We start from the raw sequence: 25,815 nt of genomic DNA on the forward strand, positions 1-25,815 counted from the left end.
CACCTCGATCGAAGATCTCACAGAAGTCATCTGCACCCCACTTGTTTCGTGCCAGGTAACGGATCACGGCTGGAGCATCGAACCGCGTACCCAGCCTAACAGGTACATGATGCATAGTGGATAACCGTGAACCTTGCGCCAGCCGACCTGCCGAAGGACTCCGGGCGCTTCGATCTGCCGATTGCGCTGGGCATCCTCGCGGCCAGCGGGCAGATCGACAACGCCCGGCTCGCCGGCCACGAGTTCGCCGGGGAGCTGTCGCTGTCGGGCGAGCTGCGGCCCGTTCGTGGTGCGCTGGCCATGGCACTGGCGCTGCATACGCGCGGCGTTGCCACGCGGCTGGTGCTGCCCCTGGAGAGTGCACAGGAGGCCGCACTGGTGCCGGGCGGCGAGGTGTATGGCGCGAAGCACCTGCTCGATGTGGTGCGCCAGTTCATCGCAGAAGGCAGTGATGCCGCGTCGCAGCTGCCCGAATCGCCTGACGACGACGGCTGGGCGCGCGTCCAGGCCGCGCCCGGCGCGATTCCGCCGCAGTACGCAGATCTGTCTGAAGTGAAAGGACATGCCGGTGCCAAGCGCGCGCTCGAAATCGCGGCGGCAGGCGGTCACAGCCTGCTGATGGTGGGCGAGCCGGGTTCGGGCAAGTCGATGCTCGCGCAGCGCTTCGCGGGCCTGCTTCCGGCGATGCACATCGACGAGGCACTGGAAAGCGCGGCCGTGGCCAGCCTGGGCGGGCGCTTCGCGACCGAGCGGTGGATGAGCCGGCCTACGTGCTCACCGCACCACACATCCAGCGCGGTGGCGCTGGTCGGCGGGGGCTCTCCACCCCGCCCCGGTGGGCATCATTAAAGTTCTTTGCAACGCGTTCTAAGCGAAATCAACGGCTTACGCCACTTGGCTTCATAGTTCTGACCACTGCTTCGTCAAAGTTAAGCACTAAAAAGTTGAATGACGCAAACTCTCAGCTTGTGCACATCTTCGCTATGGTTTGACAGTCGCGCTGGTGCCGTGGCACAACGGGTCGTATGACCGCTCAGATTCCAGACTTGCTCATCATTGATAGCGGCGCTTTCCTTCTACCGGAGATGTCACTGTACGGAGTTCTCACGGGCGACATCGACGTCTTCCGGACGTGGCGGCGCTACCCATTCGCGACCAAAGGGAACCCGGAGAAGATCAGTGCCTTTACGGCTCTGGGGCGTGGTTACGTGTCGACGTATCGATTGACCGATACAGGATTGTTCGTTCTTGAGCAGTTGCAGTACCCCATCTCCGGGGCACCCCCTGACAGGGTTCGTGAAGTGCTGCAAGGAAGCTTCTGGCTCGACCTCCGCGAGGACTTTTTCGGGAAAGGCGTGCGCGTCCCTTTTGTTGACGGACGAATCCAGGAAGACCGCGCGCAATGGCGGTATCTCGAATCGGAATGATGGTATGACTGCAACCGCGACAATCTCACCCAAGCCCCCGCTTTCCCCGGGCGCGTGAAATGCGTTGGTCTTTGGCAAGCACTTTCATGTACGTTCGTACTCGACGAGCTTGCCGTTGAAGCCCAACTTGCGTTGAATGCGCCGTTTGCCAACACTGAGAACCACTCCTGTCGGGATCTGGGTACTGCGACCAGAGTTGTACTCTCGCGCTTGGCGGGACTCTCCGACCTGAACGCCCAATTTCTTGAGAACTTCAGGTGCCAGGACTTCAAGGGGTTTGATCGGGATGGGCTTACCCGAAAGCACGCTCGGCTTGGCCTTGGCGTAGACCCCAACACCAAGCTTTACCAACGCGCCCTTGCTTTGCAGCTCGGTGAGTGCGCGGCCGACCTGGGCCCGACTCCCAAAGGACATGAAATCGGCGCGCACGAAAACATCGGCATTTCGATTCGCTACCGAGCGCTTGATGCGATCAACGATGTTCATGGCTTCAAACTCTGCTTATGGACCTCACTGCAGTACCACCAGTAAGGTATTGATCTAAAAGGATTTTTCGGTGCAAATCGTACTCTTTTACCCTCAACCATCGACAGGACGGCGCCAGCTTTAGCTGGCTGGCATCGTACGAACTATGCGGAATTATGTGAAATTATGTTGGCCCAGCCTGCGCAGCTGCTCCGCCATCGGGCCGACAGCGCGAATTCTGCGAATAATCCCTGGCAAGAAGGTCTCTGACTCAAAGGGGCAGACGTGAACGATGTCTTGTCGCTCAAGCCACCATGTGGACTATGTGCCTGACTGCTTGAGCAATCATGGGCGAACCTTCCTGGCTGCGGTCTTTGTTTGTTTGCCTGTCGTCACTGCAGCATTTCTTCCCCTCGTGACGTTGGTGTAGTGACTGTCGTCATGCTTATACAGTCCGGCTTCGACACCCGCTTGCCGCGGTGTGGGGACGTCGTCGTACTGCGTCAGCATGTGCAGACGATAGCGCTCCACGGCTTCACGCGGAATACGCCGATGACCACCATCGGTGACGTCGATAGGACCGAGCATGCCTGCGTCGCAGAGCATGATGACGTACGGTCTGCTCATGTTCAGTATCCTGGCTGCTTCCACAGTCGACACGAGCGCTGCCAAATCCTCTACCTTGTTCGCGGACGGCAACTCGCCCGTGCCGGCTTCTTATGACGCAAGTTTGGTGATGAGCGCCAGCGTAGAGCTTTCCCCTTCGCCGACCCCTGAGCGAGGGAATCCTCCAGCGCCCGGGCTACCCGAACGCGAATGCGTTCGAGCACTGTGTCGGTTCGATCTTCGTCGCTCAGCACCTCTTTGATGCCACTCACAAAAGCGTCTGCCAACGGCGAAATCGGATCTGGAATGCACTCAATGGCGATGTATCGAGCTGCTGCTGTAGCACTTTTGGTGACGGACTTGGGTTGGCTCATGACGAGGCCTCCTTATGCACACCATAAGCCAAAACGTAGAAAATGCAGAAATCAAAGATGAAAGCTCCTTCTCCCGCACAGCGACAGCCATTGAGACCGCCCAGTTTGTGGAGGCGTCGATTTGCGAAGTGGAGTCCTTGGCTCGCTTATAGATGCCGGCTTTGGGGGCAGGCTGCCTGACCAAAAAGCTTAGAAGTGCCCGTGCAGCAGCAGCAGCAGGCTGGCTTGATGGCCAAAGAGCAGACTACCTGTCATCCCAAAAACCGGGATGATCGTCCCAATTTCCGGGACGATGTTGGCTGCCAGCTTCAGGAGCGAAAAAGGCGCAGAATGAATCCATGCCGCGCTTCTGGCTCTCTGAACTCTTCGACCCAGCCGATTCCGAACTGGCAACGCTTTCCCTTTCTCTGGAAGAGTTTGTGGCGGCTACCGGAGGAATGCCCTCGGACGTGGACAAGAGGGAACAGGATCGAAGGGCAAGAATTCAGACCATTGAGGAAGATGATGCTGTCTTTTGATGTCTTCCGCCTTCATCGAGCTTGTGGTTTGATCGTTCGCTGACCATGCCCAGCTCCTCCAAATTCCTTTCGCCTCTTGATGAACGGTCGACCCCGAGCAAGCGGACTCCATCGGATGAAAGTCTTCGGCCGATTCAGTTAAACACCGAGCTACACGCTCGAATCGCCAAGGCTGGTAGCGCTCGCCCCTCCACCTACGAGAGCGCGATGAAGGCTCTTCAACGGATTCGCCAACAACGCGGATCGGCCGGTTCGTGATTTAGCCCTGTCGTTTCGCCGAGGTCAGCAGCGGTTCGACGAGTCGCCATACAGCGCTTGCTCCGCCGCAAGTCTGCGAAGCTCCTCGACCTCTTTCAACGTCGGCATACTCACCGCGCCCAGATCGCCCTGGTTACAGCATGCTTTAGCCAGCAGATGCGCGTGATAGAGCGTCACTCGCTCATGAGGAGCTCCGCACTCTGCCGCGAACTGGCCGCGCCGACCGGAAAGCAGTTGCAGGGCCGTCACCAGCGACCAATTTGATCCGTAGGCGGACTTCAATCCAGCGAGTGCCGCCTCTTGTTCACCACTTTCTGCCGCCCATGCGAGCACCACCGAGGCGCATTGCCGCACAAGAGGCAGCTCAGAAGGGGCAGCGGCACGGGCCTTGGCGATCTTGTGAAGTAGTGCGGGGCTGGGCGTTGGCATGGATGTGTGAGCCTAGCCCAGAACGAGCCCCAACCGATGCCCATCGTCTGCACAACTGGACCGTTTCTCCTCAGCCATGGCCCTCGCCTCACTTGCAGGAAGGCGTTTTGCGGGAAATTGCGGCTGTTTCCCGCAATTGCGGCCCGGGTAAGTCATTGATTTTATTGAGCCTGCTCCCCGACGAGCAGCAACATGCCCGGGTGACCTACGCGCCGCATGCCATATCGTAGGGCCACTTTCCATTCGCCGAGACCACATCTACCATCGAGGTCATGAGATCAGCAGCAGAACTCGATGAGCGAAGCTTGGCCCTGCATCGCCTTGTAGTGCAGAAAATCTCGAGCGATCAATCACTGTTCGGGAAGGTCGGCGAAACGCTTGGTCGCTATCGATTGGAGGGCGATCTGGTGCGCGCACGATGCCTGGCAGAGTGGCAGCCAATCGTAGACCTCGGCATCGATGCAGTTTTAGTCGCCGCACTAGATCCTTCCGAGCGGGGTAATCAGTTGCGCTCGGCATCGCCCTTTGCGGGAATTCTTACTGAAGCTGAGCGTCTCTCATTCCTTGAAGCATGGAGCGCGGAGCGCTGCGCATCGCGCTCGGCCGAGACTGCTTTGAACATGAGGTAGGGTGCGGAATACAGTTGACTGCGTCTCAGGAGCAGAACCGGGCCTTCGGCAAATACACAACCGACCCGGACCCTCATCGCCGCCGCCCTGGCTGCCACTTCCCCGACTTGCGTCCAGAATTCTCTTTGTAGTCACATGCTGGGAAGCGATTACATGCACTGAACGTGCCGTAAGGGCCTGATCGCGGCACCAAGCTTCCCTTCTGACACTGAGGACAAATCCGCGTATCCACCTCATGTCCGTCGAGGGACTTGATCTCCAATGCATGTTCTTTGACCAGTTCCAGAACGAAACTGGAGCGGCTGTGAGCCACGGTGAGCATGTGCACCTGTTGGCGAGCGCGAGTCAGTGCGACATAGAAAAGCCGCCGCTCTTCCGCCATCGGATACGCCTCCGGCTCCGGCATTGCCAACTGCAGCACCGGATCGTCTACGACTCCACTGGGGAAACTCGACGCGCCGCTCACCATCCGGGGCAAGATCACATGATCCGCCTCCAAACCCTTGGACCCATGCACCGTCATGAAACGAACTTCAAGAGAGCCTTGAAGGTCGCTCCATGAAGGCAGAAGCTCCTCATCGCGCCGATAACGCCCCAACACGAAGACTGTGATTTTCTTGCTTGCGCCGGTCGGCGCCTGAGCGAGCCCTTCCAAGATCGCTCGGACACCGGACCGCAGCCGGTTGCGATCTCCGACCTCCACGACGGAAAGCGTTCGCTCCGGCACTGGCGCTTTGGAATGCACCGACTTTTTAATCTGCGCAGTATTCTTCAGGACGAAGCGGCTCGACACATCGCAGATGGGTTGCGGACATCGGAACGTCTGCTCCAGACGCAAGGTCGTGGCCTCGCCAAACCATTTTTCGAAACCGGTCATGACCGAGAGGTCGGCGCCGGCGAATCGATTGATGCTCTGCCAGTCATCCCCTACCGCAAAGAGGCAGCACCCTGGGTTGGACACCAGCGCGCGTATGAGCCGAGATCGTGCGTAGCTGGCGTCCTGAAACTCATCAACCATGATCAGCTCATAGGGGCTTTTCCAGCGACCGGCTTCGATATGGTCCGCAGCCAAGTTCAGCATGTCATCGAAGTCAATCGCATTCGCTTCTGTGAGCTTCGCCTCCCAAGCATCCCTGATCGCCTCAAAGAGTCGAAGGAAGATTTCATGGCGAAATCGGAACGGGCTGGTGTTCGTACGATTCAGCCGCGCTTGAAGTTCGTCACGGCCGAGCCTATTGCTCTTGGCATGCGTCAGGAAAGTTCGGAACGTCCTGATGAGCGCGTCGTTCTCAATGGCTGGCATCCCCTGCGAAGGTCTATCAGGATTTGGGTCGAGAACGACCCCATGGGCCTGGAACTCCGCCGCCAACTTGCCAAAGGCCTGACCACTCCATAGCTCGGCCATGGTCGTTTCGAGAAGCGTGGTTCCGTGGGTCCGGTGACACTGCCGCTTCCATGCCATCCCATCGCGGTAACCAACAAATTCCTCGGGCGGATTGCCCTTACTGTCGACCGCCCAATGCTCATGGTACACATTGATGGACGGATAGTAGAAGTCCGGCCGGTACTGGCGATACCGTTCGTCCGCGGTGTCTGCCTCGTACGGTCCTTCATATCGATAGGGAACCCCGTTGTAGAACAACCAGTCGGCGATGAGCCGTTCCCCGCGGCTTTTCACGACCTCTCCCTGAAGAGTCCGAAAGCCCCGACTGCGTGTTTCGCGGTCCCAGTCCTCAGGCTCCTCCTGTTCGTTGCCGAACTTCGGTAGGTCTCGCCCCAGGACGATGCGAAACAGATCCCAGTTGACTCGAAACACGGGGTCGCGATCCTTGAGTTCATCAACGATCGCCATCAACTGCTGATGGTCTCTGCCTTGCTCCACCCATGGCGCCAGCGAAGGCTTCTTGCCTGTGGCCGCACCGATGACGTCCAGGCCGAAAGCGTGGAAGGTGCGAGCTTTCACGCGATCCGCTGGAAGACCCAAAGGCGTAAGGCGTTCCTTGATACGTTGCTGAAGCTCCTTCGCGGCGTCGGCGTTGAAAGCCAACAGCAGAATGCGGTCGGGCTCCATGAGATTGCGCCTGAGCGCAAAGCCAGCCTTGGCGACCATGGTCGAGGTCTTCCCAGAGCCCGCAGCCGCGACGACCAGCATGCGGCTGTCAAAGCACACAACGGCGTTGGCTTGATCTGGGGTAAGCGGTGACTTCTCGACGGCACGCAGGAAATCCTCGTGGCTCTGCAGTTCGCGCACCAGATGCTGGTCGTTCAGTTCCTTCACCAGATCCTTGGGTTGGGTCCTCCAAATCCGTAGCAGTCGCTGCTGAGCCTGATCAAGAGTCCGAATATGCTGGGCAACGACTTCGTGATCTACCAAGGCTGCCAGTTCAGTTGACGGACGCTTGTCACGCCATTTCCGGACGAACTCGGAGGTGAGCCAGCCCTTTCTCTGCAGTTGATCTACGCATGCCGTGGTGAAGGCTCGCGCCCACTGCAAGGCTGAATGACATTCGCGATCAAATTGATCGACGAGAGCCTTCGCACGCAATTCAGCCCGGTGCTCCTCGATCGCCCGCTGAAGCGATGAACGCAACTTCTTGCCGTCTCGGTTGGGCAGACCGTCAAGACGTGCATTGACGACATCAGGGATCTGAAAACGCAATGCTGACCAAATGATCCCCGGCTCAATGGCGAGGTGTTCCGCATCGCTGATGTCGAAGCGCTTGGCCTTGTCTCCGATTTGAAGAGTGAAATGCCGGGGTTCAAGCTGGATGGACCAAACCGGCGCCCCTGTCAACGACGCTCCAAATTTGGATGGTTGCCACTTGAGCGTCATCCCTTCGCGCTTTCCGCGAGCACGCCGGCGGTGATGTCGAAAATTTCCTCAGCGGCAGGTTGATGGGGTACTTCGTGATCTAAACCGATGGACGTCCAAAAAACCTTGACCGACCTGTGCAACCTGGAATCTAAGCGCGACATACAGTCCCGCAACATCTTCTGCACGCTCCGCGCCTGCACACGGCCGCCGCGAAAACAGACGAAGAACAGATCCGCTGCCGGTTCCCTCTTCCGACCAAGGCTGATTCGGTGCTGCAAATACTTCTCGGACAGACGGAGAAGATGCTCGTATACACCGTCAATCACATCTCCCGTCACGGCACGGTTACGCCATCCAGCCATCGTTTCCAGCGCCTCCTTGAGCGACATACTGACCACAAGCTCGAGCTCACGATTGAGCGCGATTGCCGTCAGGATAGCAACTGCATCGCGCGTCAGTACCTCCGCAGAGCTTTTGCGCCGTTGATCAGCCCCCACAATGACGTCCATCGCGGCGAGCATGAACTGCAGTTCAGTGGTCGACGCACGCATGCGACGTCCCAAAGCCTCATCGAGGTACTTCCCCCCGCTGGACCCAAGAACGTCAGCGACGGCCTGCTTCGTCAGCGACCTTCCAGAACTCGCCACTTGGTTGATCGCGTGACGAACTTCGACGACAGTGACATCGCGAACTTGTTTGCGCAATGGCTTCCGGATTGCCGCTTCGAACCAGCGCGGGAGCTCTTGTCGATCAACACTGAAGTGCTCCGCTGACAACCCGCAGCGCTCTCCGAACGTGAGCAAGGATTCCGGCCACCGCTGAAAAAGACCCGCAACTTCGGATGTCAGTCGAAGTCGCAGTTCCATCGGTAGCCACTCAATCGATCGCTCACCACATTGAGAAGCCTCCTCTATCACCTCCCTAACCGCGGGAACAGCTGAATGGATCTTGCGCGCAGAACGATCTCTGATGAACAGTTGAGCCACACACCAGGCTGCGGCAGCGAACTCTCCGGCGTCAATAGTCTCCCCGGTTGAGAGTGTCACTTCATTTTCAAGAAGCTCACCGCCCATGGGGAGCGAAGCGCGCCAATCTTCTACGGCAACGCAGTGCCTCAGATCAAACCGACAGACAGGACATTCGTGAAGTGGGATCCATGATCCCTCGTACAGATTTCGCAAGGCATTCGTAGCTGGCCACGGGGGATGACCACATCGGCTGCAGGCATCGACGAGACTAACACCATGCGAGGAGCAAATCGAGGACAGGCCCAACCGCCATCGCAGCCGAAAGTACGGCTCTATGTCCTCACGGAGGCAAAGAGGACAAAACGGGATTCCGAAGGGACGATCGCGCCTCGTGTATCTGAGCGGCAACACCCAGCGTGGCACGCTCGCCCCACCACGAAAGCGCAACAGCACGCCGTCCAGCGATGCCAGCGTCATGCGTGCAGCATCTTGAGGCGCTATGCCGTGGTTCTCTGCCAGCCACGCGACAGTGTTGGGACCAGGCTTCAAGTCCGAATCGGAGCGGACGAGTTCTCCAGGCGCCCGCGGGAACAAGGTAAAGCCGTTGGCAAGAGCTGCCCGCTGTCGCCAACTCGAAAGCGACTCACCAGGAAGGGGGCTGGGTCGGACGAGAAACACGGCGGACCCTCGGGGCGGCACGCAGGTCAAGCACTTTGACCAAATCCGCTGGCGCAACATAAAGCTCTTCCAGAGCAGTCGGATGCTCGACTGCCTTGAAAATTCGGATGCGTCCCTCCTTGATAGCAGCCAGCATCCTTCGCCATTTCCGAGACGTCTTGATCAGGTTCTTGCTGGACACCCAATCAGAAAAATAGACTCTTCTGAATCGATGTTCGCTCTCGAACTCAGCTGCGTGAAAGAGCCTTCTCATGAGCTCCTGCAAGTCGGCAGGCTGTACACGAGTTCCGGAAGGACCAAGTCGAATGGGCAACAGGCGGTAAGCCCCGATGCACTCCGCATGCACCAATCTTTTCATGGCTTGGACCGTGCATCCAGCGCGTACAGCGGACGTCTCGATGCTGTCTGTCTCCTGATATGAACTCGCAATCGCTCGGTAGACCTCACCTGGGATTTGGATGTAGTCGCGCTTTAGAACTTCATCGAAGGCGATGCTCCCGGCGAGATATCCTTTTTCTACGGCGTGCGCCAAAGTTGAATGGCAATACCCGGTCAGTGCTGTGACATCCGTGAGCGCGTACACATCGCTTCTTTCCATCACCTCCGCACGCCGCTCTACACGTCGTCGGTTCGGGTCGACGAACTGCATCTGAAGCCGCTTGACCTCGTCAACCACAGCAGTCATCCGGAAGAAGTCTCTGACACCTAACCGATTTTTCAGGCTCTGGTACTTTGCGATGCTCTCGCTGCGTACTTCGGCCATCAGAGATTCTGCAATGCCGCTGGTCGACGTGTTGAGGATCCTCCCCATGGAATGGGCGTGCTCGGAGGTCAGAAAGCCGTCCATTAGTCCTGCCATCGGCCGGCGCCCGGTTTCCGGATCGCTGGTCTGAACCAGCCATTTGCACACACGCGCCGCTTTTTGGGCGAGCGGATGCGCACGTCCAAACGTAGAGAAATCCTGGGCGCCGTAGGCTTCAGCAAAGAGCTCGCGGAGCTGATCTACCCAAGGCTCCGCAGGCATGGGAACCTGCTTCTTTAGCGGTACTCCGCATTCGCAGTAGAGCATGCGTGTGCGAAGCACATCAAGGCGCTCTCCACATGACTGACATTTGTCGATCAGCAACGTCCGATGGTGTCCGCAGGCGATGGACATGGGCATCCCCCACTCAGTCCGGATGAACGGGATGTCATCCGCCGCCAAGCAAAGCGGACAGAACCGCGTCTTCGTGCAGCGACCATGCGATGCCAACATCGCGAGTTGGTGATCAGATGGGGCGTCCAAAGGATGCTCCTTCAAGACTTCGGGCAAGATGACTCCAAACCGAAGCAATACTTCTGATGGAGCAGCGACCAACAGCTGGTTGACGTACATGCCGGCAAGGTAGGCAATCGCCCGCAAGCCTCCCTCGATGAAGTTAGTTTCCGCTAGGCGGATCACATAATCGGGCCAAGACTCGCCGTCGATCGGCATAGGCCGACAGAGGAAACGGACAGGTTCGAAGTCGGGGACATGGTCGATGCGCATCGTTAGTTTGTCTTCCTCGATCCCAACTTCTTCGGAGGTACCTTTTCCGCCCCCACTGCAATCTCCCGCGCGAGCCCGAAGATCTGCCCAGGGCCAGTCAGCGCATGACCGTTCCAGCCGGGCGCAAATGGGTTTCCCGCTAGAGCCGCCACTTGGTGCAGGTCCTCGAACGCCAGTTCGAGATCGACGAAATCGATGCGCTCAGACTGTCGTTCTACTGCTCGGACCACGGCCCGGAACAATAACTTCATCATGTAATCCAGGATTCCATTGCTCGCTGCGATCAATGGGCGCGCCAGATGCGCGCTCTTGAGGTTCGACGAAAGCCCAAGGGGCAATTGCTCATCCACCAAGTCGAGCAACGTGCGGAAGTGCTTGATGTCGTCCGCCGATTCCATCGAGAAAACAGGCAGTTCGAACCTGGGCTGCATGCGCCTCAGAAGTTGTTCATGTGCATCCCTCACGACGGCAGCCTGCTCGGTGCCCAACGCGACAACCAGTCCTGGGAACTTAAAGTCGCAGACATCACGGATCCAGTTCGCAACATGCTCGACACCTCTGGCCTTTCGCTGGGAAGGCACATCCTGGAAGTCATCAATCGCAACGATGATGGTCTTCGCTTTGAGCAACAGCTTCTCCGCGCGGTCTTTTTTCTCCTCCCACGTTCCGCGCCCATGGATTGGATCGCCAAGGGCTTTCAGCAGCGCTGAGCCCATGGAAGAAGGAGAAGGAACAGCCGGAACGTGAAAGCACACCACAGGTCGGATCGACAATTCGGGGGTGTCGACATCGGGGTACTGGCGCTTCAGAAAATCGACGAAGCTCGATTTCCCCGACCCTGATCCAGCAATGACCAGCACTCCTGCTGCGCATTCCTCCACCTGGCGCAGCATCAGCTCACGTTCGATGAACTTCGTGACCTTCCCGATGCTTCTATGCTTGACGTAGATGGTCTTGAAGTGTTGAAGGCGATCCTTCAACGGGGCGCCCTTCCACCGAGCACGTTTGCTTTCGGAGCTGTCCTGAATTTTTTCGGTCATGGGAGGTTCGCCTACAGAGTTTCGAAGTTGGGATTGGGGGACTTGCAAGGTCGGCTTCGCGGAAAGGGGCATAGTGGTCATTCGAGCTCCATTTCTTCATCCCGCTCGAACTCGACTTCATCCACGTCAGCGACCATGTTTTCCACGGCCGTCACCATCACATTCACGATGAGCGGCGTGGTGGGCCGCACCTCTGCAGCATCCTGGATATCTCCAGAAGGAGATTCCAGCCCGGACTTCTCCACCAGGTATCCGAGCTTGCGGTTGCGCATCTTTTTGGACTTGAGCAGTTCCTTGGTGTCCTTCACAAGAACTTGGCGCGCTTCGTACATCTGGACCAAACCAGGGGAGCGAAACTTCATTAGCCGTGCCTTTTTGAGGATCAGGGACTGTTGGTAGTTCGTCAGCCCGTGAACGTACCGGCTGTCTTCGATGCAGGGAACCTTGAGGTAGTTTTTCGAGAGCGGGTCCAGCACATACACATAGGACAGGTCCGATGGCATGTACCTTGTCCAGACGGTGGCTCGCGCCCCAAGCCGCTTGCGCAGCTCTTCGAGCTGCGGCGATTGGTACCTGAGCCTCATGCGCAAGAGCCCGCCGGAGTCACGGAACGTGAGTGGCTGAAAAATCGTTCCCATGAGTTCCTGTGAGGGGCTACGTCGGGGAAGCAATGGGGTGGTATCGCGGAACTGCTCTCTCCAAGCTTCTCGGGGCGTCTTGCCCTGCCAGCCGCATGGCTTGTTCGAATACTCATCCACGATCCATGCGAACAGCCGTTTGCGAAACAAATCGATCGGCATGACGGCGCTACCCAGTCCCACGTCGAGCAGCTCTCGATCTTCCTTGGGACCTACCCAGCCAGGGAGATCCTGGATGAATTCCGCCTTCAATCGGTGATTGAAATGCTCAATGTCGGGTTTGTCGGTTGGGTGGTGAGGCCGCGAGAAGGCGATTTCCGAATCGAACTCGAGGACACTCGCTTGCAGCTGAAGGGTTGCGTTGTACGAGGCGTTGTCGAGATTGACGATGCCGTGCTGCCCATACCATTCCCATTTGCCCCGGCAGAGGGAAAAATCGGGCGAGCGGGGATCCTTGGGATAGATTCCATGCACCACTGCTTCGAACGCGCTCTCGGAGGACCGAGGACGCTCGCTCATCGAGCAGCCCAGGACCGCCGATGTGTGCTCATCGACGCCTGCTGTGAGCCAGCATCGCCCCCATGGCAGACCTGTCTTTGGATCGATCAGGAATACGGCCGTGTCGGTATCGTCGTAGTGAACAATGTCGAGAGCCTGGTCCACACGGATCCGTGCCCCGTGTTCACGGAATTTCTGGTCGGCCCGCTTCTTTCCTTCATTCCGAACGCAGATCGCATAGGGCGTGAACCGGTCATTGAACCGCCTCGTGACGGTGGGAAGCGATGGCACGTCCAGTGCACGCTTTTGCGTCTCAGCGTCGGGCGTTTGGGGCACCGTCATCACATAGTCTGGTCGCTCAACGATCGCGATCACACCGTTGTGCAGTTGGATCATCGAGTTCACTGCGTTGTGAACTTTCACTGCCCGCAGCATTCCGCTGCTGGGGTCCGCCGCCTGCTCAAGCGCCTTGTCGATGATGCGTTCTACTTCCGGATGCAAGCGGCGACCGCCAGGGCCACCACGCAGATGAAATTGCGGCAGCAACGATCGATGGTTTCCCTCGTTGCGTCGCACAGCGCGGGCGGCTTGGTACAGGGTGTCAACTCCGAAGGGACACTCTTCTTGGAGCTCGTGTTCGACATCCTTGATGACGGCCCGCAATCGAGGCGTAGGGTTGAAGGTGGCGACGCCGTGACGCTCCAACGCTTTCAGCCACTTGCGCTTGGACAGCATGATGCCCACCGCCTTCTCTGTTCGGAATGGAACTGGAATCCCTTCAATGAGGGCCTGTTCGTCAGAACGCAGATGAACCGGGGTGAGCTGAGCGGCTTCGACTGCATCTTCCTCAGCGAGCAAGATGATTCCATTGCCCATAGCTACCCGCAGCGCGGGCCAGCGACAGGTTCGGCTTTCAGTCGACGCAACATCTGTAAGCCAAAGCTTGTCGCCATCGGTAATGGCATCGATGCGGAGAACCTGCCCTGCCGTACGCAAGAGCGTCTTGAGGGGCGGCATCGCGATTTCGGATTGCGTTGTAGTGGGGTCCATGGGGTCCTCGCTGTGAAGGTTTGAAGAAACGGATTGCATCCGTTCACTTTCTTGAATCAGGCCGTCTCTTTGAGAGTTCGCCACCAACCGTACGCCTCGACAGGCGCGTGGAGCGTCTTCTCAAAGCGGCGGTCCTTGGGGTTCGACGTGATCGGCGTCTTGTCTTCCAATGGCCTGAACAGATCGAAGTGGGCTTGCCCCGCCCAAACGGCCGCCAACACGTGATGGCGATACAGGCCCACCTGTCGAAGCTCATTGAGCGTCTTCGGGCCTTCTGCAACTTGTTGTGCGACCGCGAACAGCCGGTCGTAGGGGATGTCACAGCTGCCGAGCCGGCGCATCTCTCGGAGGTGCCGCCAAAGCACGGCGGACAGTGGCCATCGATCGGTCCACAGCAGAAAGGTCATGCCGCTTTGGGTAATGACACTTTCGACACGGCGCTGCTTTTGCTGCTTCTCGTCTGTGAGGTACTTGCTTGCTTTGGTCTCGACGACAAACGGACGTCCATCGGTCGTCTCGAACAGGATGTCAGGTGTCGCGTTGACGCCGTGGTCCACGCCGTTCAGCGCGAAAGGCTCCAGCTTCCAGCGCTTGACCATCCCAGCGTTTTTCATGGTCGCCAGCAAGGACCTGGCGGTGGCCGTGTTACCTCCCTCCGCGACGGTCACAGTGCCATCGTCGCCCTGTGCGAGGTACCTCTGTGTTGGCCGGCTGCGGCCTTGCGGGTCTCGCGCCGGAGGCGCTAGGAACACATAGTCCAGCCATTGCCGACTACCCACCGGATGGTTCTTTTTCACGTTGCACCGTCCTTTCGTTGAAGTTAGGCGCAATCGTGATTGCCAGACGAGGAAACGAGAATGTCTAAAATGACAGTAAATTGATAGACGTGTACGCCTACATAGGGCGAATGCACGCCTGACATCTCTCCAAACTGTTTTGAGGATATTGGTGGACCGAGACGATCTACGCGCCCGTTTGAATGCTGCGACTATCAGCTGGCGCCATGACAACCAGCCCCACGCGACGTCGTCGGCTAAAGAGGCCCATGCTCGGCTGCTAACCTCGCTTGATACTCTTGGCCGTAAGGGGCCAGGCCATCAAATCAGCCCAGGCGATATCCGTCAGCTCATCGCGCAGCTTCGGGAAACTGCAATCTCCCAGGTCAATATGGCGTCTGAGTCATTTCGCGAGCTCGTGGAAACGAGTTGTTGTTTCGAGTACGAGCAAGAGAACATGGGGGGAGAGCGTCATCGGGTCAGCCTTCGCATTGGCGAAGTCCCTTTTCTCGACGACACACGCACTGCGCTCCCGTTGATCAGCTCGTTTTCAAAGCTGCCTCAATCGCAGCAAGCCAATCTCGTTCGGCTTCTTGAAGAGGAGAAGTCCGTTCGCCACCTCGAGGTTCGTCTCCAGCTCGAGCAACAAGATGGAACCGCAGTCGGACAAGTGGAACGAACGCTCACGCTGGCGTCCGCTCAAGCCTCGCTCAACCGCACGCTGGTTTCGATTTCGCCTTCTGGTCGAGATTGGTTGGCAATGCATCGCGACGCGCTCAACCTGCTCGGCTGGTCCAATCTCACCTTGCCAATCCTTGGCGCAGCACGCTTTTCCCCGGAGCAATTACTCCAATCATCTGAGAGCCTCAGCCTGATCTCGGACTGTCTCATCATGCCGTTCCCGCTTGCTCCTGGCGCCACGCTGAGGATACGGAAGAGATGGCTTGAGCTCTGGCAGGTTTGTGAGGAGGCAGCAGAGAATCTGTCAATGGTCGCCGCCTGGCTTCGCTGCCTTGGGAGCACAGGTGAGTACAAGCGATGTCGCATCTGCTTCCGACATGTCGGCGAGGGCATGAAGAAGAACTGCTGGCTGCACCATCGAACAGCCAACGTGCGTGTTCCGTCCAGAGAGTTGCATATCGCAGAGCTCTACCACGCCGGGTGGAAGCATGCCGCCGAACATCACCCTCAGATCCGGACGCTGCTGGACGATGCGTCTCCGACCGAAGAGATGCGCGCGCGCATGCTGAGGGCAGCCGAGAGCGAACGGCTCGTTCCAGAAGTCATGAGGGCGGCCGCGACACTGGCGATGTTGCTGCGGTCCCTTCTACCTCTGATGGAGCCGCGACTACAAGCGCGGATCAAATGCCAGTTCGATCAAAGCGTCGCTGAAGCCCAAAAGCTATGCATGGCCCGGTATGGGGTCAGTAGGGAGAAAGCCCTCACACCGCCTGGCCAAGCGTTGAACGGGCTACGTTGGGAGAAATTTTTCGGCGAATTTTTTGCGTCCAAGATGACCATGAACGAAGCAACAAGCTTTGCTGCCGGCAAGATGATCGACATCGATCATCCTCTGGCCTCAACGAGGGGAGCCTTCACAGAACAGAAGGTCGCATTGGATCTCTTGCATTTAAGCATCTGGATCGCGGTCGACATGAAATTCGATGCCTATGGCTACTTGGATGTCGATGCCATTCGACGCGACCGCGAGCGGACCGGCACTCGGCCAACCTATCAGGATCTCGCTGAAATCCATGGAGCCACCCCACAGGCCATCCATCAGGTTTTGTCGCAGTTACGCACCGGCAACCGCAGGCCGCGGATCCTCGATCAAGGGCGAACGAAGCTAAAAGGCCTACTTGGTGTTCTAAGGACGATGGTCTAACTTCCAGGTGCGTCGTCACGGAAGTGCAGATCTTCGTGTTCGTACTGGGCCCGGACAGCTACAGCATCGGCGCAGCCTGTATCTCCAAGGTCTGTGCGCCGATGCCCAAATGGACCTCGCGCCATTCACGACGCGTCACCTCCGGCGCGGCCCACCTGGTTAAGGACGCGAGTGCGCTGTAGAGCCGGACAGCGCGACTCTACTTAGCGCGCAAAAACTTCCCGCGCGCTGGCTTCGGCAAGTCGTTGTACCGCCGCATCCGCATCTGGCAACTCAAGGCCGTCTTCGCCCTCCGCGAACAATGGCCCGCCCACATCGTCATCGTATAGAGAACCATCCTCGTGAATTGCACGGTAGTCGTCTCTCGTCAGATCTTTGCCGTGCAGTTTGGCCAGATGGAACCATGTCCAGCACTTGAGCGGGTCGTTGGACTGTCTGTCTCGGATGAGTTCGCGCATAGCCCCAATATCACCGGCCTCTGCCGCGAGCTCCAGCCACGCGGTTGCAGCATCGAGATATCCCATGTGATCGGCAACGCGAGCGACCATTGCAGGATCAGCATGTACCTGGGGCTTGTGCAGTTCGAAAAAGCGTGGATCCCCATATCGATCTGCCATGAGTAGCAGAGCATCTGCCTGTCGAAGATCCGCTGCAGCCTTCAGGTGAAACTCGGCGTTTTGTTGCCCATCTTTTCGGCGCCCATAGTCATCGGCCCATTCTTTTTCGACACCCTCCAGCTTCTGACCTGATTGCTGCTTTTCATGCCAGTAGCGGCCATCGTTTGATCCAGACCCATCAAAAGAATCCGAACCGTCAGCAAGCAAGAGTGCCTTGCACAAATGCGCGCGCCCATCGGCTCGCTCAATCGCGAGATCCAATACCGAGATCACGTCCTCGCTGTGTAGGTCAAGATAGCGGTCGTCATCCCGTTGCCGTTGCTCATGCCAATCTTCTTCGTCAAGGTCTTCATGTGAGTCGTCATCCAAGACGCCCTCACTATTCGGTTTGTCGGATTGGGGGGCAAGGTCCCAGTCATACAGCTCCGTCTGCCCGTCAAGAAGAACGCGCAAAACCAAGTCCAAGGGAAGCACTCGCAGACCGCTTTTCTCAATGGCCGCGGCTACGCTCTGGGTAACATCGGTGAGCGATGCATTCGGGTATCCAAACGCGGCCATTCGGCGTGCAATCGCCACCGCATCCAGTCTTTGATGTTGCGCCAAGGATGGCGGCATCGGACACAGAACTCCCCGAGACAGCATGGCCGCATTGCTGCTGTACCCAAGAGCTGCGGCAATGGCTTCATGGATGTGGGAGCGCTTGACATCCATTTTTACGGCAGAACGCAGTTCAGCCTGGATGTTGTGAGCGAGGGTCTTCGCGTTCATATATCAACCTTTCCGGGAACACGCTCGTCGAGAAGCGCACACGTTTAAGGCTCGACTGTGTTCCCAAAGGAAATGGTCGAATGACGGAAGTCGGTACAGTAAGAGGGAGGCCTGTTTTTGCTCGTGTGCAAGCATGGTGGGCACCTTGGTTGAATTCTACCGAAAGTACAACCGCATTGGGCATCCTGATTGGAGGCGGTCTTCATACTGACGATCACGCGACCATTTCAGCCGAGGTCGAACCAGCCGTTCGCGTCGGGGCCGGACGAAAGGGCCGCGCTAGGAACGACTGCGCGAGCAAACCCGAACATAGCCTGCATGCAGGTGCTAGGGCGAGACGATATCCTGAGAAACTGGTTCTGCCCGCCGTAGCACCTCTCCATCATCTATCCACACCCGCAACCCAGCCGGCATGGATCGCGTGCCGACTATGGCAAACACTAAGCCTGTGAGTTGCCCTTTGGCCGAAAGCGCATGGTCCCTGGCAAGCGCCTTGTCCTCGGGCGACGGATTGGGTAACGGCTCGGGATGCGTGTGCCACAGCCCAAGGCAGTGCAGGCCATTTTTGAACTTTTCTTCACGCTCGGTTGCAGCTCGCCTAGGATCAAACTGAACTCGCGCCCACGCCGCCCACGTCGGCTTCAGAACCGTAGCCTGCTCGACAACGATGCAGTCCGAAGTCAGGTCGCGGGAATACAGTTGTCCGACCGATTCGCGACTCGAGGAGTTCCGTTGAATGTGGCTGCGCAGCGTACGCAACACGTTCTCGCCAAACTGCAACCGCCAGCGCGCTCCCGGAAGCTGGTAGACCAGCGTGCTCGTCGTCATTGTTGACCCAGAACCGTAGCAAGTTCTCGGGTCGTCATGGCACTGTCGGACTGCGAACTGGATGAAGGGACGATAGGGCGGATTTTCGCCGAGACGGGCAACGAGCCAAAGAATGCGCTGGAGCGCGCCCAAGACCACACCGTCGATGCGTGCGTCATATCGTCAAGAACGGTAGTTGCACGCTCAGCCGCGAATGCTGCCACCAACTCGATATCGGCCGCGCCGTACGGGTGGAAGCCGCCAGCGCAGGCCGCCACTTTGATGCGCGTGTCACTGGCGGATAGATCGCTTGCATTGACCAACTCATCGGCCGGGTCGTCATCCGGCCATGGAACTGCAGGTTGCGAGAGCACCACATGGGCGGCGCTGCAGAGCGGTTCGGTCCACGCGTGAATAACGGGGCAGTCGCCGAAAAGCGCCGCACGCATATGGGACATGAACGTACGTACCGATGACTCTGCTGTGCATTCGATCACGAGGTCGTACACGCCGGGCTTGCAGTTTTTTGTGGTCCACATGGATGCCTCCGCCAAGAACCCACGTACGCCGATGCCCGGCACGTCCTGCATGATCTGTTCGGCGATTCGCTCAGCTTTGCTATACCCTGCATCGGAAAGACCAAGTTCATGGCGGCTCGTGTTTTCGGTTCCCATCACCTGTGCGTCGACGATGTCAAGCTGACCTACGCCGGCTCGAGCAAGCGCCCAAGCCAAAGGGCTGCCCAGCGAGCCAGCACCCAGCAACAGGACCCGCTTTTCGCGCCGCGCGCGGAGCACATCAAGATTGTGGTCACGCGCAAGGGCCCAGTCGGCGTCAACGCGCGTGATGTGGATTGGCTCGATGGCAGGTGGCTGCAGCGCCGGCATGGCCGAACCGTAAAGCTGATAGCCGAACATCGCGCTACCGTGTACCAACACGACCAGCATCGGGCGTTGGCCTGGGGGTGCATCTGTCGGCCTATTTCGGCGAACCTTCTTCTTGCGTTTTTTCGGCGCGAGATCGTCGGCCCAGCCGGTGGCATTGATCCAGCTTGCGAGCGAAACTTCGTGGTCAGTCGCCTTCCCGATGAGGGCGTCGAGCGATTCGAATGTTGTGGGCCAAACTTTGGGCGTCCACGCTCCGCTACTAGGAAGTCGCGCAAACAGCGCGCTCCCTCTTACCAAGCTTCCGTCGGCCCAACGATGGCGTGCGGCCAAGGCATGTGGATCAGTGACTGCAGCCACCTGCAAAGAAAAAATCCGATGCTTGGAGTTGCCAGGAACGTAGCCTGCGACGCCGCCCGACGCCCAGGTCCCCAGTTCGCCAACGTCCACGTAGGTACGGCTCGTAACAGAGCGACGATCGGCCGCCTTTCGCCTGCTGATACACCACTGGGCCCAATACGACACACGCTCTTCATTGAACTGCTCGGCCACCCACGCTGCATCCGCGGCGGGCACCAGCAGTTTGTCTTTCAACGCCGAGAGCGCACGAACGACTGCAGCAACAGGGTCGTCGTAGTCCGCAGGGATGGGCGGAAGCCCCAGACATACATGGCCGTCGGCCTCAATGTGCGGCAACTCCAGGAAGTTGTCGCGGCTGACGTACAGCTCGCACGGGCTCGCTGGGAAGTCTGGCGGCAGGACAAGGCGCACGGCCTTGATGTCCAAGCCGTCATCCCGGAGATCGATGTTCCAGGCACAGCCGTTTTCGATGCGCACCTTCGTGTCGCGCTCTGCCGAAGATGCGCCAGACCCGCGATCCAGCCATTCCTGGACCGCGAAGGCGGCCGATTCGAAGGGGCTGCGCTTCATCGACTTCCTAGTCAGCCCAGAGTGTTCGAGGAACCCGTTTTGACGGGACGGTCGAGGTTTGTCTTGGATGCACCGATGCCGCTAGCGATGAGGCCGTCGAGCACATTAGCCTTCGGACGACTCGCCTTCCATGCCTCCAGACCCGCCGAACCGAACACGCTGCGAACCTTGTCTTCGCTGGGCATGCGCGTGCTCTGGTGCAGCAACGCCTCGAGGTCACATTCGAGCTGGCCATGCCAGCGTACAAACTCGGCCCGCCGTGCACCGCCGTCGGTGTTCCACTTGTCGGCGAAATTTTCGTCTGCCAGCGCCGGATTCTGGACGTGCCACCCCTGCAGACCGCGCTGGATGTATTTCGGCATCTCAGCGACCACTTCCAAGACAACCTCGATGGGTGAGCTGAATTCATGGGCACGAGAATTCAGGAGGTCCGCGTAGGCCCGCGTCGCAAGCGTGACGATGATGACCGAGATGGGCATGGCCATCTTCTTGTCCTCGCTCACGCCCCAGTACAGAGTGTCGCGGTGCAGTTTCATGAGCTGCACCGCCCGCCGCAAGATGTCATCGAGAGCCACCTTCTCGTCAGGCAACGGCGTCACCGTTGTGCGCGCCTCCACTTGGGACTTCAACAAAGCGGTCTGAAATGGAAATCGTTGGTTCGCGTGGGTACAAAACCAGTCGGCGAATTCTTCAGGGTTCGATGGCGCCCAGCGCGTGTCGGGATCGCGCACTGACAAGCTTGAGCCAGATTTTCCCGTCTGGTCGCGCACCGCCGGCGTCACGTCGAAGTAATAGGGCTTGCCCGGGTAGCCCAGGCGCCAGCAGCGGCGCTTCTCTTCAGGCGTTCCGGTGACGCTCTCGTTACCCTCGAGTGCCTTACCAAATGCTGCGAACATAACTTCCGGATTCGGGGAATCGTATTTCGGCCCTGTCAGCTTGACGATGAGGTCGAGATCGAACTTCACTGGGTGACGCTGGCTGATGGTTGTTTGCGTGCGCATCGAGCCTTGCGGGAAGATGTGTACGTCGTGACGCGGCAGACTCAGCTTTTCGGCCACGCGTTCTGCGAGCTTTTCATAGTCTGCTTCGGCGCGAGCGCGATCGGCAGGATCAAGCTCCAAGCGGCGAAGCAGATTGACAATTAGCTGTTCCCACTGGCGTGTTTCGCTGCGCGAGTTCAGCGAGGCGATGACACGTTTGGAGAGGGATGGGTTTGTCGTCATGATGAAGATTCCTTTCTGCCGACCTTGTTTAGGAAATCGAAATGGACTCGCCGGTCGACAGCAGGGTCACATCTGTGGGAGAAATCGCAATCGTCTTGGCAAACTCGCCGCGCGCACCAGGTGTGGTGCTTGGCTTGCGCTCATACAAGATGAACTCAGCGTGGTGACGGGCTTGCATCTTTTGCCCGATACGGAAGCAGGCGGTCGCTGGTGCAACCACCAGCAAATGCACCGTACTGACCCTCCATTCGTCTTGGAGCTTTTGCAGCGCTTGGTCAACGGCACGCCCGAACAACTCGAGATCAGATGGGTGACCGATGACACTGTGGCTCGGGTTTTCGACCGTGATCTCGATGGTCGGCATCGTGTGCTTCGCTGCCGAAAACAGATGCGTTGGAAGGTCCGACGCAGGAACCGCCGCCGTCAGGTTGATGCGCAGGCACCCCTCCGTTTCCCCGCTTTGGGAGGGGCGGTGAACAAGAACTTTGAATTTGTCGTTGGCCGGAGTTGGTGCTTCCTCCGGCCAAGCCCACTGCCCCCCGCGTTGACCGCTGATCTGGTCGCGATGGAACTGGAAGACGTGGGCGGAACCAGAGTCTCCGATGAGGCGTCCGGACAAGACCAAGACCGAGGTGCCATGAAGAGGGAACACTGCGAGCGGCGGTCGGGGTGCGCCGCCATACGCCGAACCATCCAGTAGCCCCGCCAAGCGCGGCTTGTCATTCTTGAGCAGCTGGAAGAGGCTGAGCCAGTAGCCATCCGAATTCGATGCACCGAGATGGGCGCCATTGCGTGCAAACCATTCTGCACGTCCCCCACCAGTCCGCAGACGGCGCAACCACATCGCTTCTTCTGCGATCCGTTCGTCCAAGGCGAACGACTGGCCTTCGATGTTGCCGCCGATGACCAGCATTTGGGCAGCGGGATAACGGAGGGTATCCAACAGCTTGCTGACTTCGGCGACGTTGCGCTGGCGCATCTCGTTGAGATAGTCAGCGCTGTATCGCTTGGATGCAACGCGATCGATGAGGCGATGGCATTTGTCGCACATCAGCATGATGTTCGACGGGTCGTTCGCCAGCAGCGGGGATTTCACCTTGTCGCCGCGCGGACCGTCCGCCGACGATGCAACAATGTGCGCGAAGTAGCTGTAGTTCCCCGCTGCACCAGGCACGAAGTGGTGGCGCAGGTTCTCGCCGCAACCATCAAACTGGCAACGCCACCCCGCCAGCGATGCGACTTCGAAGCGCGTAGCAGCATCGACCTCGCCGTGACGACCGGAGGTCCCAGTAATCTTGTCTCGCTCTTTGCACCAAGAACGCATCTGTGTAGGAATGGCCCGGATGGCAGGGCCTGACGCAGCGTAGTCAACCTCGCTCACATCCGATGCGGATGTCTCGATCCATTGCACCTGCTGCCGCTTCGCAGCCGCCTCCAACACCTTCAGCGCGTCTGGTCCGATGTCACCAACGCCCAGATCGCTCCATGTAGTGGGCGATGCAGTCGCTGCTGCGAGCGCCCGAGCGCTGAACTTGTTGGCAATGACCAGGACATGAGGCTCGCCCGCGGCCGCACGCATGCGCAACGCGGCAGCCAACTCATCATCGGTCAAACCCCCAGCCAACTGTGCGCTCATACATTGCCCCAAGAATCGAACTACGACAAAGCATAACAGAAAGTTCGGTACAGCGAACTTTTCGAACAGACTTTTTGCTCGGCATCTGCCTACGAGAAGTTCGGAATAGCGATAAACTCGATGGCTGTCTACAAGGAGAGCGCAAGATGGCGTCAAAACTTGGCGAGAAACTTCGAGCGTGCCGGACGTCACCGAAGGTGAACCTAACGCTGGAAGAAGCATCCCGCAGAGCGGGCCTGAGCAAGAGCTACCTCTGGGAGCTAGAAAACCGCGAATCCCAGAAGCCCTCAGCTGAGAAGCTGCAGGCAATCGCGGACGTGCTCGGACAGGACGTTTCCTACTTCCTGGACGACACGATCGACACCCCCCAGGAATCGAACAAGGACAAGGAATTTTTCCGCAGCTACTCCAAGCTGGAGCCGGAAGCTAAGGAAAAGCTGCGGCAGATCTTGGACGTACTTAAAAAACCTTCCTGAGATCGACATGCCCGAGGCGACCTTCACGCCCGCAGCTGCCGCGATACGGCTCACCCACTGGCTCGACGCTGCTGCGGCCGCTGGCCTTCGGCGGTTCCCGGTCGATGTCGAACAGCTCGCGCTTTATGTGGGCCAGGAGCTCAAGTGGCCCGACCCCATATTCAAAGTCGTTGCCGCTGACATACCATCGTTCGAAGGTGGCCTCTTCCACGTCGAGGATCAAGGCTGGGCGCTTCTGTACAACCGCAACATGACGTCCCAAGGACGGATTCGGTTCACCCAAGCCCACGAACTTGGGCACTACCTGGTTCACCGCCTTGCACAGCAGGAATTCCAGTGCTCGCAGGCAGACATGGTGCATTGGGGACCAGAGATGCGGTCGATCGAAGCAGAAGCAGATGACTTCGCATCGAACCTGCTGATGCCGATGAAGCAGTTCCGAGCATGCACGTCGGCTTCAGACATTGATTTCGACATCCTTTCCGACACCTCAAACATGTTCGGCGTGTCTCTGACCGCGGCCGCACTGCGCTGGATTCGATCAACAGAACAAAGCGCTGTACTGATCTTGTCGAGGGACGGATTCATGGACTGGGCGATCTCGTCCGACAAAGCCAGAGCCAACGGAGCTTTCTACAAGACCAAAGGCCGCGTGATCGAACTTCCCGCGGGGTCCATCGCGGCGAATGAGGCGATTGCTTCTTGTCGCACTGGTGATCAGGTCAGTCTGAACACATGGTTCGAGCATGCGCACCGCGACGCCGTTGCCCGAGAAATGAAGCTGGTCTGCGAGAACTATGGCTACACGTTGACGCTGCTGAGTCTTTCCAACGGCGACAAAGCATGGGCACCCCGCGATTGGGGCGATACCTGAAGCGCATTTCGTATCGACCTTTTCTGCATGTTCCAACGGATGCGCTGAACGAACAACCTTCAGCTGGACTCTTGGCAGAAGCCTGATCAACGAGTTCCGATTTGTTTTCGGAGTGCTACAGCCCGCTTCTGAACTCCGATTTTTGGGTTGAGAGATAGGGCAATCTCGTAGGCTGCTAGCGCCTCGGGAAGTTGCCCAAGCACCTCGTAGGATTCACCCCGAACTCTGTGGGCGATGGAACTCCAATCGGGCCTGTCCTTCGCGCCGTCGGCCAGTGTCGAATCGGCAGTGCTGAGGGTCTTCCTAGCGTTGTCCGGCGACGCCGCGGTCTTGAGCAGATCGCGGGCGGCCATGAGTTTTGTGGCGTAATCACCCTTCTCGAGCTGTGCCGCTTGAAACACCTGAGCGTCCTGGAATTCACCGGATGCGGAATAGATGAAGCGTCCAAGGCCTTTGTGCTCGACGCCGAGGGCCGTTAGTCGGCCTTCAGAGTCCACCTCGAACGAATACTTGTCGGCCCAACCAGTAGCCGGCTGCACAGAGAACAACGTGGCGCCGCGATCAAGGTCAAGAACCTCCAGCAGATTTCCGCCATCGCTGGGCGCGTTTGCGGTTTGGACGGCAGCATATCTCCCGCAGGGAGAAAGTCCGATGTTGTACACGTTGGCACCGTAGCGACGCCGGTACCGCTCATTCCCGTCAACTCCGATGGCGACCACTTCGCCTTGCAGTGCGGAGCCGAATCCTCCATCCTGAACGATATAGCCACCTGTATTTGAGACGGCTGCGTCCATGGGACGAGCAAAGCAACTCTGCTCATGAATGACTTGGTCAGATGAATAGTCGACGAGAATGACGCGGCCATTCCCAGCTTCTCGATGCCCACCTCTGCCAACGCCGTCAGAGTCGTCGCACCCAACGATCCAGCGCTTGTTGGGTGATCGATGTGCCCGTCCGAAGAAGTCGGGTTGCGTCAAGGTGAGCCAGTCTTCTCGTAGGTCCGCGTTGCGAGCACGTC

22 protein-coding genes and 2 pseudogenes are annotated in these 25,815 nt (G+C 58.4%); 7 read left to right on the forward strand and 17 right to left on the reverse strand.

The window, feature by feature from the left end:
• Positions 1-120: 120 nt before the first annotated feature.
• Both ACSFCA_RS31605 and ACSFCA_RS31610 read left to right on the forward strand, forming a co-directional pair.
• A pseudogene (locus tag ACSFCA_RS31605) lies at positions 121-846 on the forward strand (ATP-binding protein); the annotation flags it as partial.
• 179 nt (positions 847-1,025) lie between these two features.
• Positions 1,026-1,427 carry a hypothetical protein gene (locus ACSFCA_RS31610; protein WP_435462335.1) on the forward strand — a complete coding sequence of 134 codons (402 nt, stop codon included), beginning with the start codon at positions 1,026-1,028 and terminating at the stop codon, positions 1,425-1,427.
• An 84-nt stretch (positions 1,428-1,511) separates the two neighbouring features.
• On the opposite strand, the gene ACSFCA_RS31615 is transcribed toward ACSFCA_RS31610, so the two are convergent.
• The 3 genes from ACSFCA_RS31615 to ACSFCA_RS31625 all read right to left on the reverse strand — a co-directional run bounded on the left by ACSFCA_RS31615 (position 1,512) and on the right by ACSFCA_RS31625 (position 2,872).
• Positions 1,512-1,913 (reverse strand): DUF6088 family protein, encoded by a 402-nt coding sequence (locus ACSFCA_RS31615; protein ID WP_435462334.1) that lies wholly within the window; start codon positions 1,911-1,913, stop codon positions 1,512-1,514.
• A 324-nt stretch (positions 1,914-2,237) separates the two neighbouring features.
• Complete coding sequence (locus tag ACSFCA_RS31620) at positions 2,238-2,552, reverse strand: helix-turn-helix domain-containing protein (RefSeq protein WP_435477466.1); 315 nt, start codon at positions 2,550-2,552, stop codon at positions 2,238-2,240.
• 17 nt (positions 2,553-2,569) lie between these two features.
• Complete coding sequence (locus ACSFCA_RS31625; RefSeq protein WP_435462333.1) at positions 2,570-2,872, reverse strand: hypothetical protein; 303 nt, start codon at positions 2,870-2,872, stop codon at positions 2,570-2,572.
• A gap of 338 nt (positions 2,873-3,210) precedes the next feature.
• On the opposite strand from ACSFCA_RS31625, the gene ACSFCA_RS31630 reads away from it, so the two are divergent.
• Entirely contained in the window at positions 3,211-3,390 is a 180-nt protein-coding gene (locus ACSFCA_RS31630; RefSeq protein WP_435462332.1) for a hypothetical protein, read from the forward strand.
• Positions 3,391-3,672: 282 nt separating this feature from the next.
• Here the strand turns inward: ACSFCA_RS31630 and ACSFCA_RS31635 are convergent, their stop codons facing one another.
• A complete protein-coding gene (locus ACSFCA_RS31635; protein WP_435462331.1) occupies positions 3,673-4,077 on the reverse strand; it encodes a hypothetical protein in 405 nt (134 codons plus the stop codon).
• A gap of 272 nt (positions 4,078-4,349) precedes the next feature.
• On the opposite strand from ACSFCA_RS31635, the gene ACSFCA_RS31640 reads away from it, so the two are divergent.
• The gene (locus ACSFCA_RS31640; protein WP_435462330.1) at positions 4,350-4,706 is read left to right on the forward strand and encodes a hypothetical protein; all 357 of its coding nucleotides are present in this window, start codon (positions 4,350-4,352) and stop codon (positions 4,704-4,706) included.
• A 73-nt stretch (positions 4,707-4,779) separates the two neighbouring features.
• On the opposite strand, the gene ACSFCA_RS31645 is transcribed toward ACSFCA_RS31640, so the two are convergent.
• The 7 genes and pseudogenes from ACSFCA_RS31645 to ACSFCA_RS31675 form a co-directional block, all read right to left on the reverse strand.
• Positions 4,780-7,539, reverse strand: coding sequence for a UvrD-helicase domain-containing protein (locus tag ACSFCA_RS31645; protein WP_435462329.1), 2,760 nt, complete (start codon positions 7,537-7,539; stop codon positions 4,780-4,782).
• Positions 7,536-8,387, reverse strand: a complete 852-nt coding sequence (locus tag ACSFCA_RS31650; protein WP_435462338.1) for a hypothetical protein — start codon at positions 8,385-8,387, stop codon at positions 7,536-7,538. The genes ACSFCA_RS31645 and ACSFCA_RS31650 overlap by 4 nt, the downstream gene beginning before the upstream one ends.
• 426 nt (positions 8,388-8,813) lie before the next feature.
• Positions 8,814-9,227 (reverse strand): annotated as a pseudogene (locus tag ACSFCA_RS31655) (TniQ family protein); the annotation flags it as partial.
• Entirely contained in the window at positions 9,133-10,695 is a 1,563-nt protein-coding gene (locus ACSFCA_RS31660; RefSeq protein WP_435462328.1) for a TniQ family protein, read from the reverse strand. The gene ACSFCA_RS31660 and the pseudogene ACSFCA_RS31655, both read right to left, overlap by 95 nt.
• 2 nt (positions 10,696-10,697) lie before the next feature.
• The gene (locus ACSFCA_RS31665) at positions 10,698-11,735 is read right to left on the reverse strand and encodes a TniB family NTP-binding protein (protein WP_435462327.1); all 1,038 of its coding nucleotides are present in this window, start codon (positions 11,733-11,735) and stop codon (positions 10,698-10,700) included.
• A 77-nt stretch (positions 11,736-11,812) separates the two neighbouring features.
• Complete coding sequence (locus ACSFCA_RS31670; RefSeq protein WP_435462326.1) at positions 11,813-13,921, reverse strand: hypothetical protein; 2,109 nt, start codon at positions 13,919-13,921, stop codon at positions 11,813-11,815.
• 56 nt (positions 13,922-13,977) lie between these two features.
• The gene (locus tag ACSFCA_RS31675) at positions 13,978-14,718 is read right to left on the reverse strand and encodes a hypothetical protein (RefSeq protein ID WP_435462325.1); all 741 of its coding nucleotides are present in this window, start codon (positions 14,716-14,718) and stop codon (positions 13,978-13,980) included.
• Between the two features lie 178 nt (positions 14,719-14,896).
• On the opposite strand from ACSFCA_RS31675, the gene ACSFCA_RS31680 reads away from it, so the two are divergent.
• Positions 14,897-16,582: a hypothetical protein gene (locus tag ACSFCA_RS31680; RefSeq protein ID WP_435462324.1), complete on the forward strand. Its 1,686-nt coding sequence runs from the start codon at positions 14,897-14,899 to the stop codon at positions 16,580-16,582.
• Between the two features lie 203 nt (positions 16,583-16,785).
• Here ACSFCA_RS31680 and ACSFCA_RS31685 read toward each other — a convergent pair whose 3' ends face one another.
• From ACSFCA_RS31685 to ACSFCA_RS31705, 5 genes are all read right to left on the reverse strand, one after another.
• The gene (locus ACSFCA_RS31685; RefSeq protein WP_435462323.1) at positions 16,786-17,967 is read right to left on the reverse strand and encodes a hypothetical protein; all 1,182 of its coding nucleotides are present in this window, start codon (positions 17,965-17,967) and stop codon (positions 16,786-16,788) included.
• A gap of 327 nt (positions 17,968-18,294) precedes the next feature.
• Entirely contained in the window at positions 18,295-18,795 is a 501-nt protein-coding gene (locus ACSFCA_RS31690) for a Mov34/MPN/PAD-1 family protein (RefSeq protein ID WP_435462322.1), read from the reverse strand.
• On the reverse strand, positions 18,792-20,588 hold the full coding sequence (locus tag ACSFCA_RS31695) for a ThiF family adenylyltransferase (protein ID WP_435462321.1): 1,797 nt from the start codon (positions 20,586-20,588) through the stop codon (positions 18,792-18,794). Before ACSFCA_RS31695 ends, ACSFCA_RS31690 begins: the two co-directional genes overlap by 4 nt.
• A gap of 11 nt (positions 20,589-20,599) precedes the next feature.
• On the reverse strand, positions 20,600-21,811 hold the full coding sequence (locus ACSFCA_RS31700) for a nucleotidyltransferase domain-containing protein (RefSeq protein WP_435462320.1): 1,212 nt from the start codon (positions 21,809-21,811) through the stop codon (positions 20,600-20,602).
• Positions 21,812-21,839: 28 nt separating this feature from the next.
• A complete protein-coding gene (locus ACSFCA_RS31705; RefSeq protein ID WP_435462319.1) occupies positions 21,840-23,447 on the reverse strand; it encodes an SAVED domain-containing protein in 1,608 nt (535 codons plus the stop codon).
• Between the two features lie 146 nt (positions 23,448-23,593).
• Here ACSFCA_RS31705 and ACSFCA_RS31710 point away from each other — a divergent pair, with 146 nt between their 5' ends.
• Entirely contained in the window at positions 23,594-23,923 is a 330-nt protein-coding gene (locus tag ACSFCA_RS31710) for a helix-turn-helix domain-containing protein (protein ID WP_435462318.1), read from the forward strand.
• A 7-nt stretch (positions 23,924-23,930) separates the two neighbouring features.
• Entirely contained in the window at positions 23,931-24,797 is an 867-nt protein-coding gene (locus ACSFCA_RS31715) for an ImmA/IrrE family metallo-endopeptidase (protein WP_435462317.1), read from the forward strand.
• An 86-nt stretch (positions 24,798-24,883) separates the two neighbouring features.
• On the opposite strand, the gene ACSFCA_RS31720 is transcribed toward ACSFCA_RS31715, so the two are convergent.
• Entirely contained in the window at positions 24,884-25,774 is an 891-nt protein-coding gene (locus tag ACSFCA_RS31720) for a tetratricopeptide repeat protein (RefSeq protein ID WP_435462316.1), read from the reverse strand.
• Between the last annotated feature and the right edge of the window lie 41 nt (positions 25,775-25,815).

Origin of the sequence: Variovorax multivorans (assembly GCF_051216835.1) — a bacterium.
Taxonomy (GTDB): Bacteria; Pseudomonadota; Gammaproteobacteria; order Burkholderiales; family Burkholderiaceae_C; genus Variovorax.

Coding starts and splice junctions, on each gene's coding strand:
- ACSFCA_RS31610 (WP_435462335.1), top strand. CDS start 1,026: ATGACCGCTCAGATTCCAGACTTGCTCATCATTGATAGCGGCGCTTTC.
- ACSFCA_RS31615 (WP_435462334.1), bottom strand. CDS start 1,913: ATGAACATCGTTGATCGCATCAAGCGCTCGGTAGCGAATCGAAATGCC.
- ACSFCA_RS31625 (WP_435462333.1), bottom strand. CDS start 2,872: ATGAGCCAACCCAAGTCCGTCACCAAAAGTGCTACAGCAGCAGCTCGA.
- ACSFCA_RS31630 (WP_435462332.1), top strand. CDS start 3,211: ATGCCGCGCTTCTGGCTCTCTGAACTCTTCGACCCAGCCGATTCCGAA.
- ACSFCA_RS31635 (WP_435462331.1), bottom strand. CDS start 4,077: ATGCCAACGCCCAGCCCCGCACTACTTCACAAGATCGCCAAGGCCCGT.
- ACSFCA_RS31640 (WP_435462330.1), top strand. CDS start 4,350: ATGAGATCAGCAGCAGAACTCGATGAGCGAAGCTTGGCCCTGCATCGC.
- ACSFCA_RS31645 (WP_435462329.1), bottom strand. CDS start 7,539: ATGACGCTCAAGTGGCAACCATCCAAATTTGGAGCGTCGTTGACAGGG.
- ACSFCA_RS31650 (WP_435462338.1), bottom strand. CDS start 8,387: ATGGAACTGCGACTTCGACTGACATCCGAAGTTGCGGGTCTTTTTCAG.
- ACSFCA_RS31660 (WP_435462328.1), bottom strand. CDS start 10,695: ATGCGCATCGACCATGTCCCCGACTTCGAACCTGTCCGTTTCCTCTGT.
- ACSFCA_RS31665 (WP_435462327.1), bottom strand. CDS start 11,735: ATGACCGAAAAAATTCAGGACAGCTCCGAAAGCAAACGTGCTCGGTGG.
- ACSFCA_RS31670 (WP_435462326.1), bottom strand. CDS start 13,921: ATGGACCCCACTACAACGCAATCCGAAATCGCGATGCCGCCCCTCAAG.
- ACSFCA_RS31685 (WP_435462323.1), bottom strand. CDS start 17,967: ATGAACGCGAAGACCCTCGCTCACAACATCCAGGCTGAACTGCGTTCT.
- ACSFCA_RS31690 (WP_435462322.1), bottom strand. CDS start 18,795: ATGACGACGAGCACGCTGGTCTACCAGCTTCCGGGAGCGCGCTGGCGG.
- ACSFCA_RS31695 (WP_435462321.1), bottom strand. CDS start 20,588: ATGAAGCGCAGCCCCTTCGAATCGGCCGCCTTCGCGGTCCAGGAATGG.
- ACSFCA_RS31700 (WP_435462320.1), bottom strand. CDS start 21,811: ATGACGACAAACCCATCCCTCTCCAAACGTGTCATCGCCTCGCTGAAC.
- ACSFCA_RS31705 (WP_435462319.1), bottom strand. CDS start 23,447: ATGAGCGCACAGTTGGCTGGGGGTTTGACCGATGATGAGTTGGCTGCC.
- ACSFCA_RS31710 (WP_435462318.1), top strand. CDS start 23,594: ATGGCGTCAAAACTTGGCGAGAAACTTCGAGCGTGCCGGACGTCACCG.
- ACSFCA_RS31715 (WP_435462317.1), top strand. CDS start 23,931: ATGCCCGAGGCGACCTTCACGCCCGCAGCTGCCGCGATACGGCTCACC.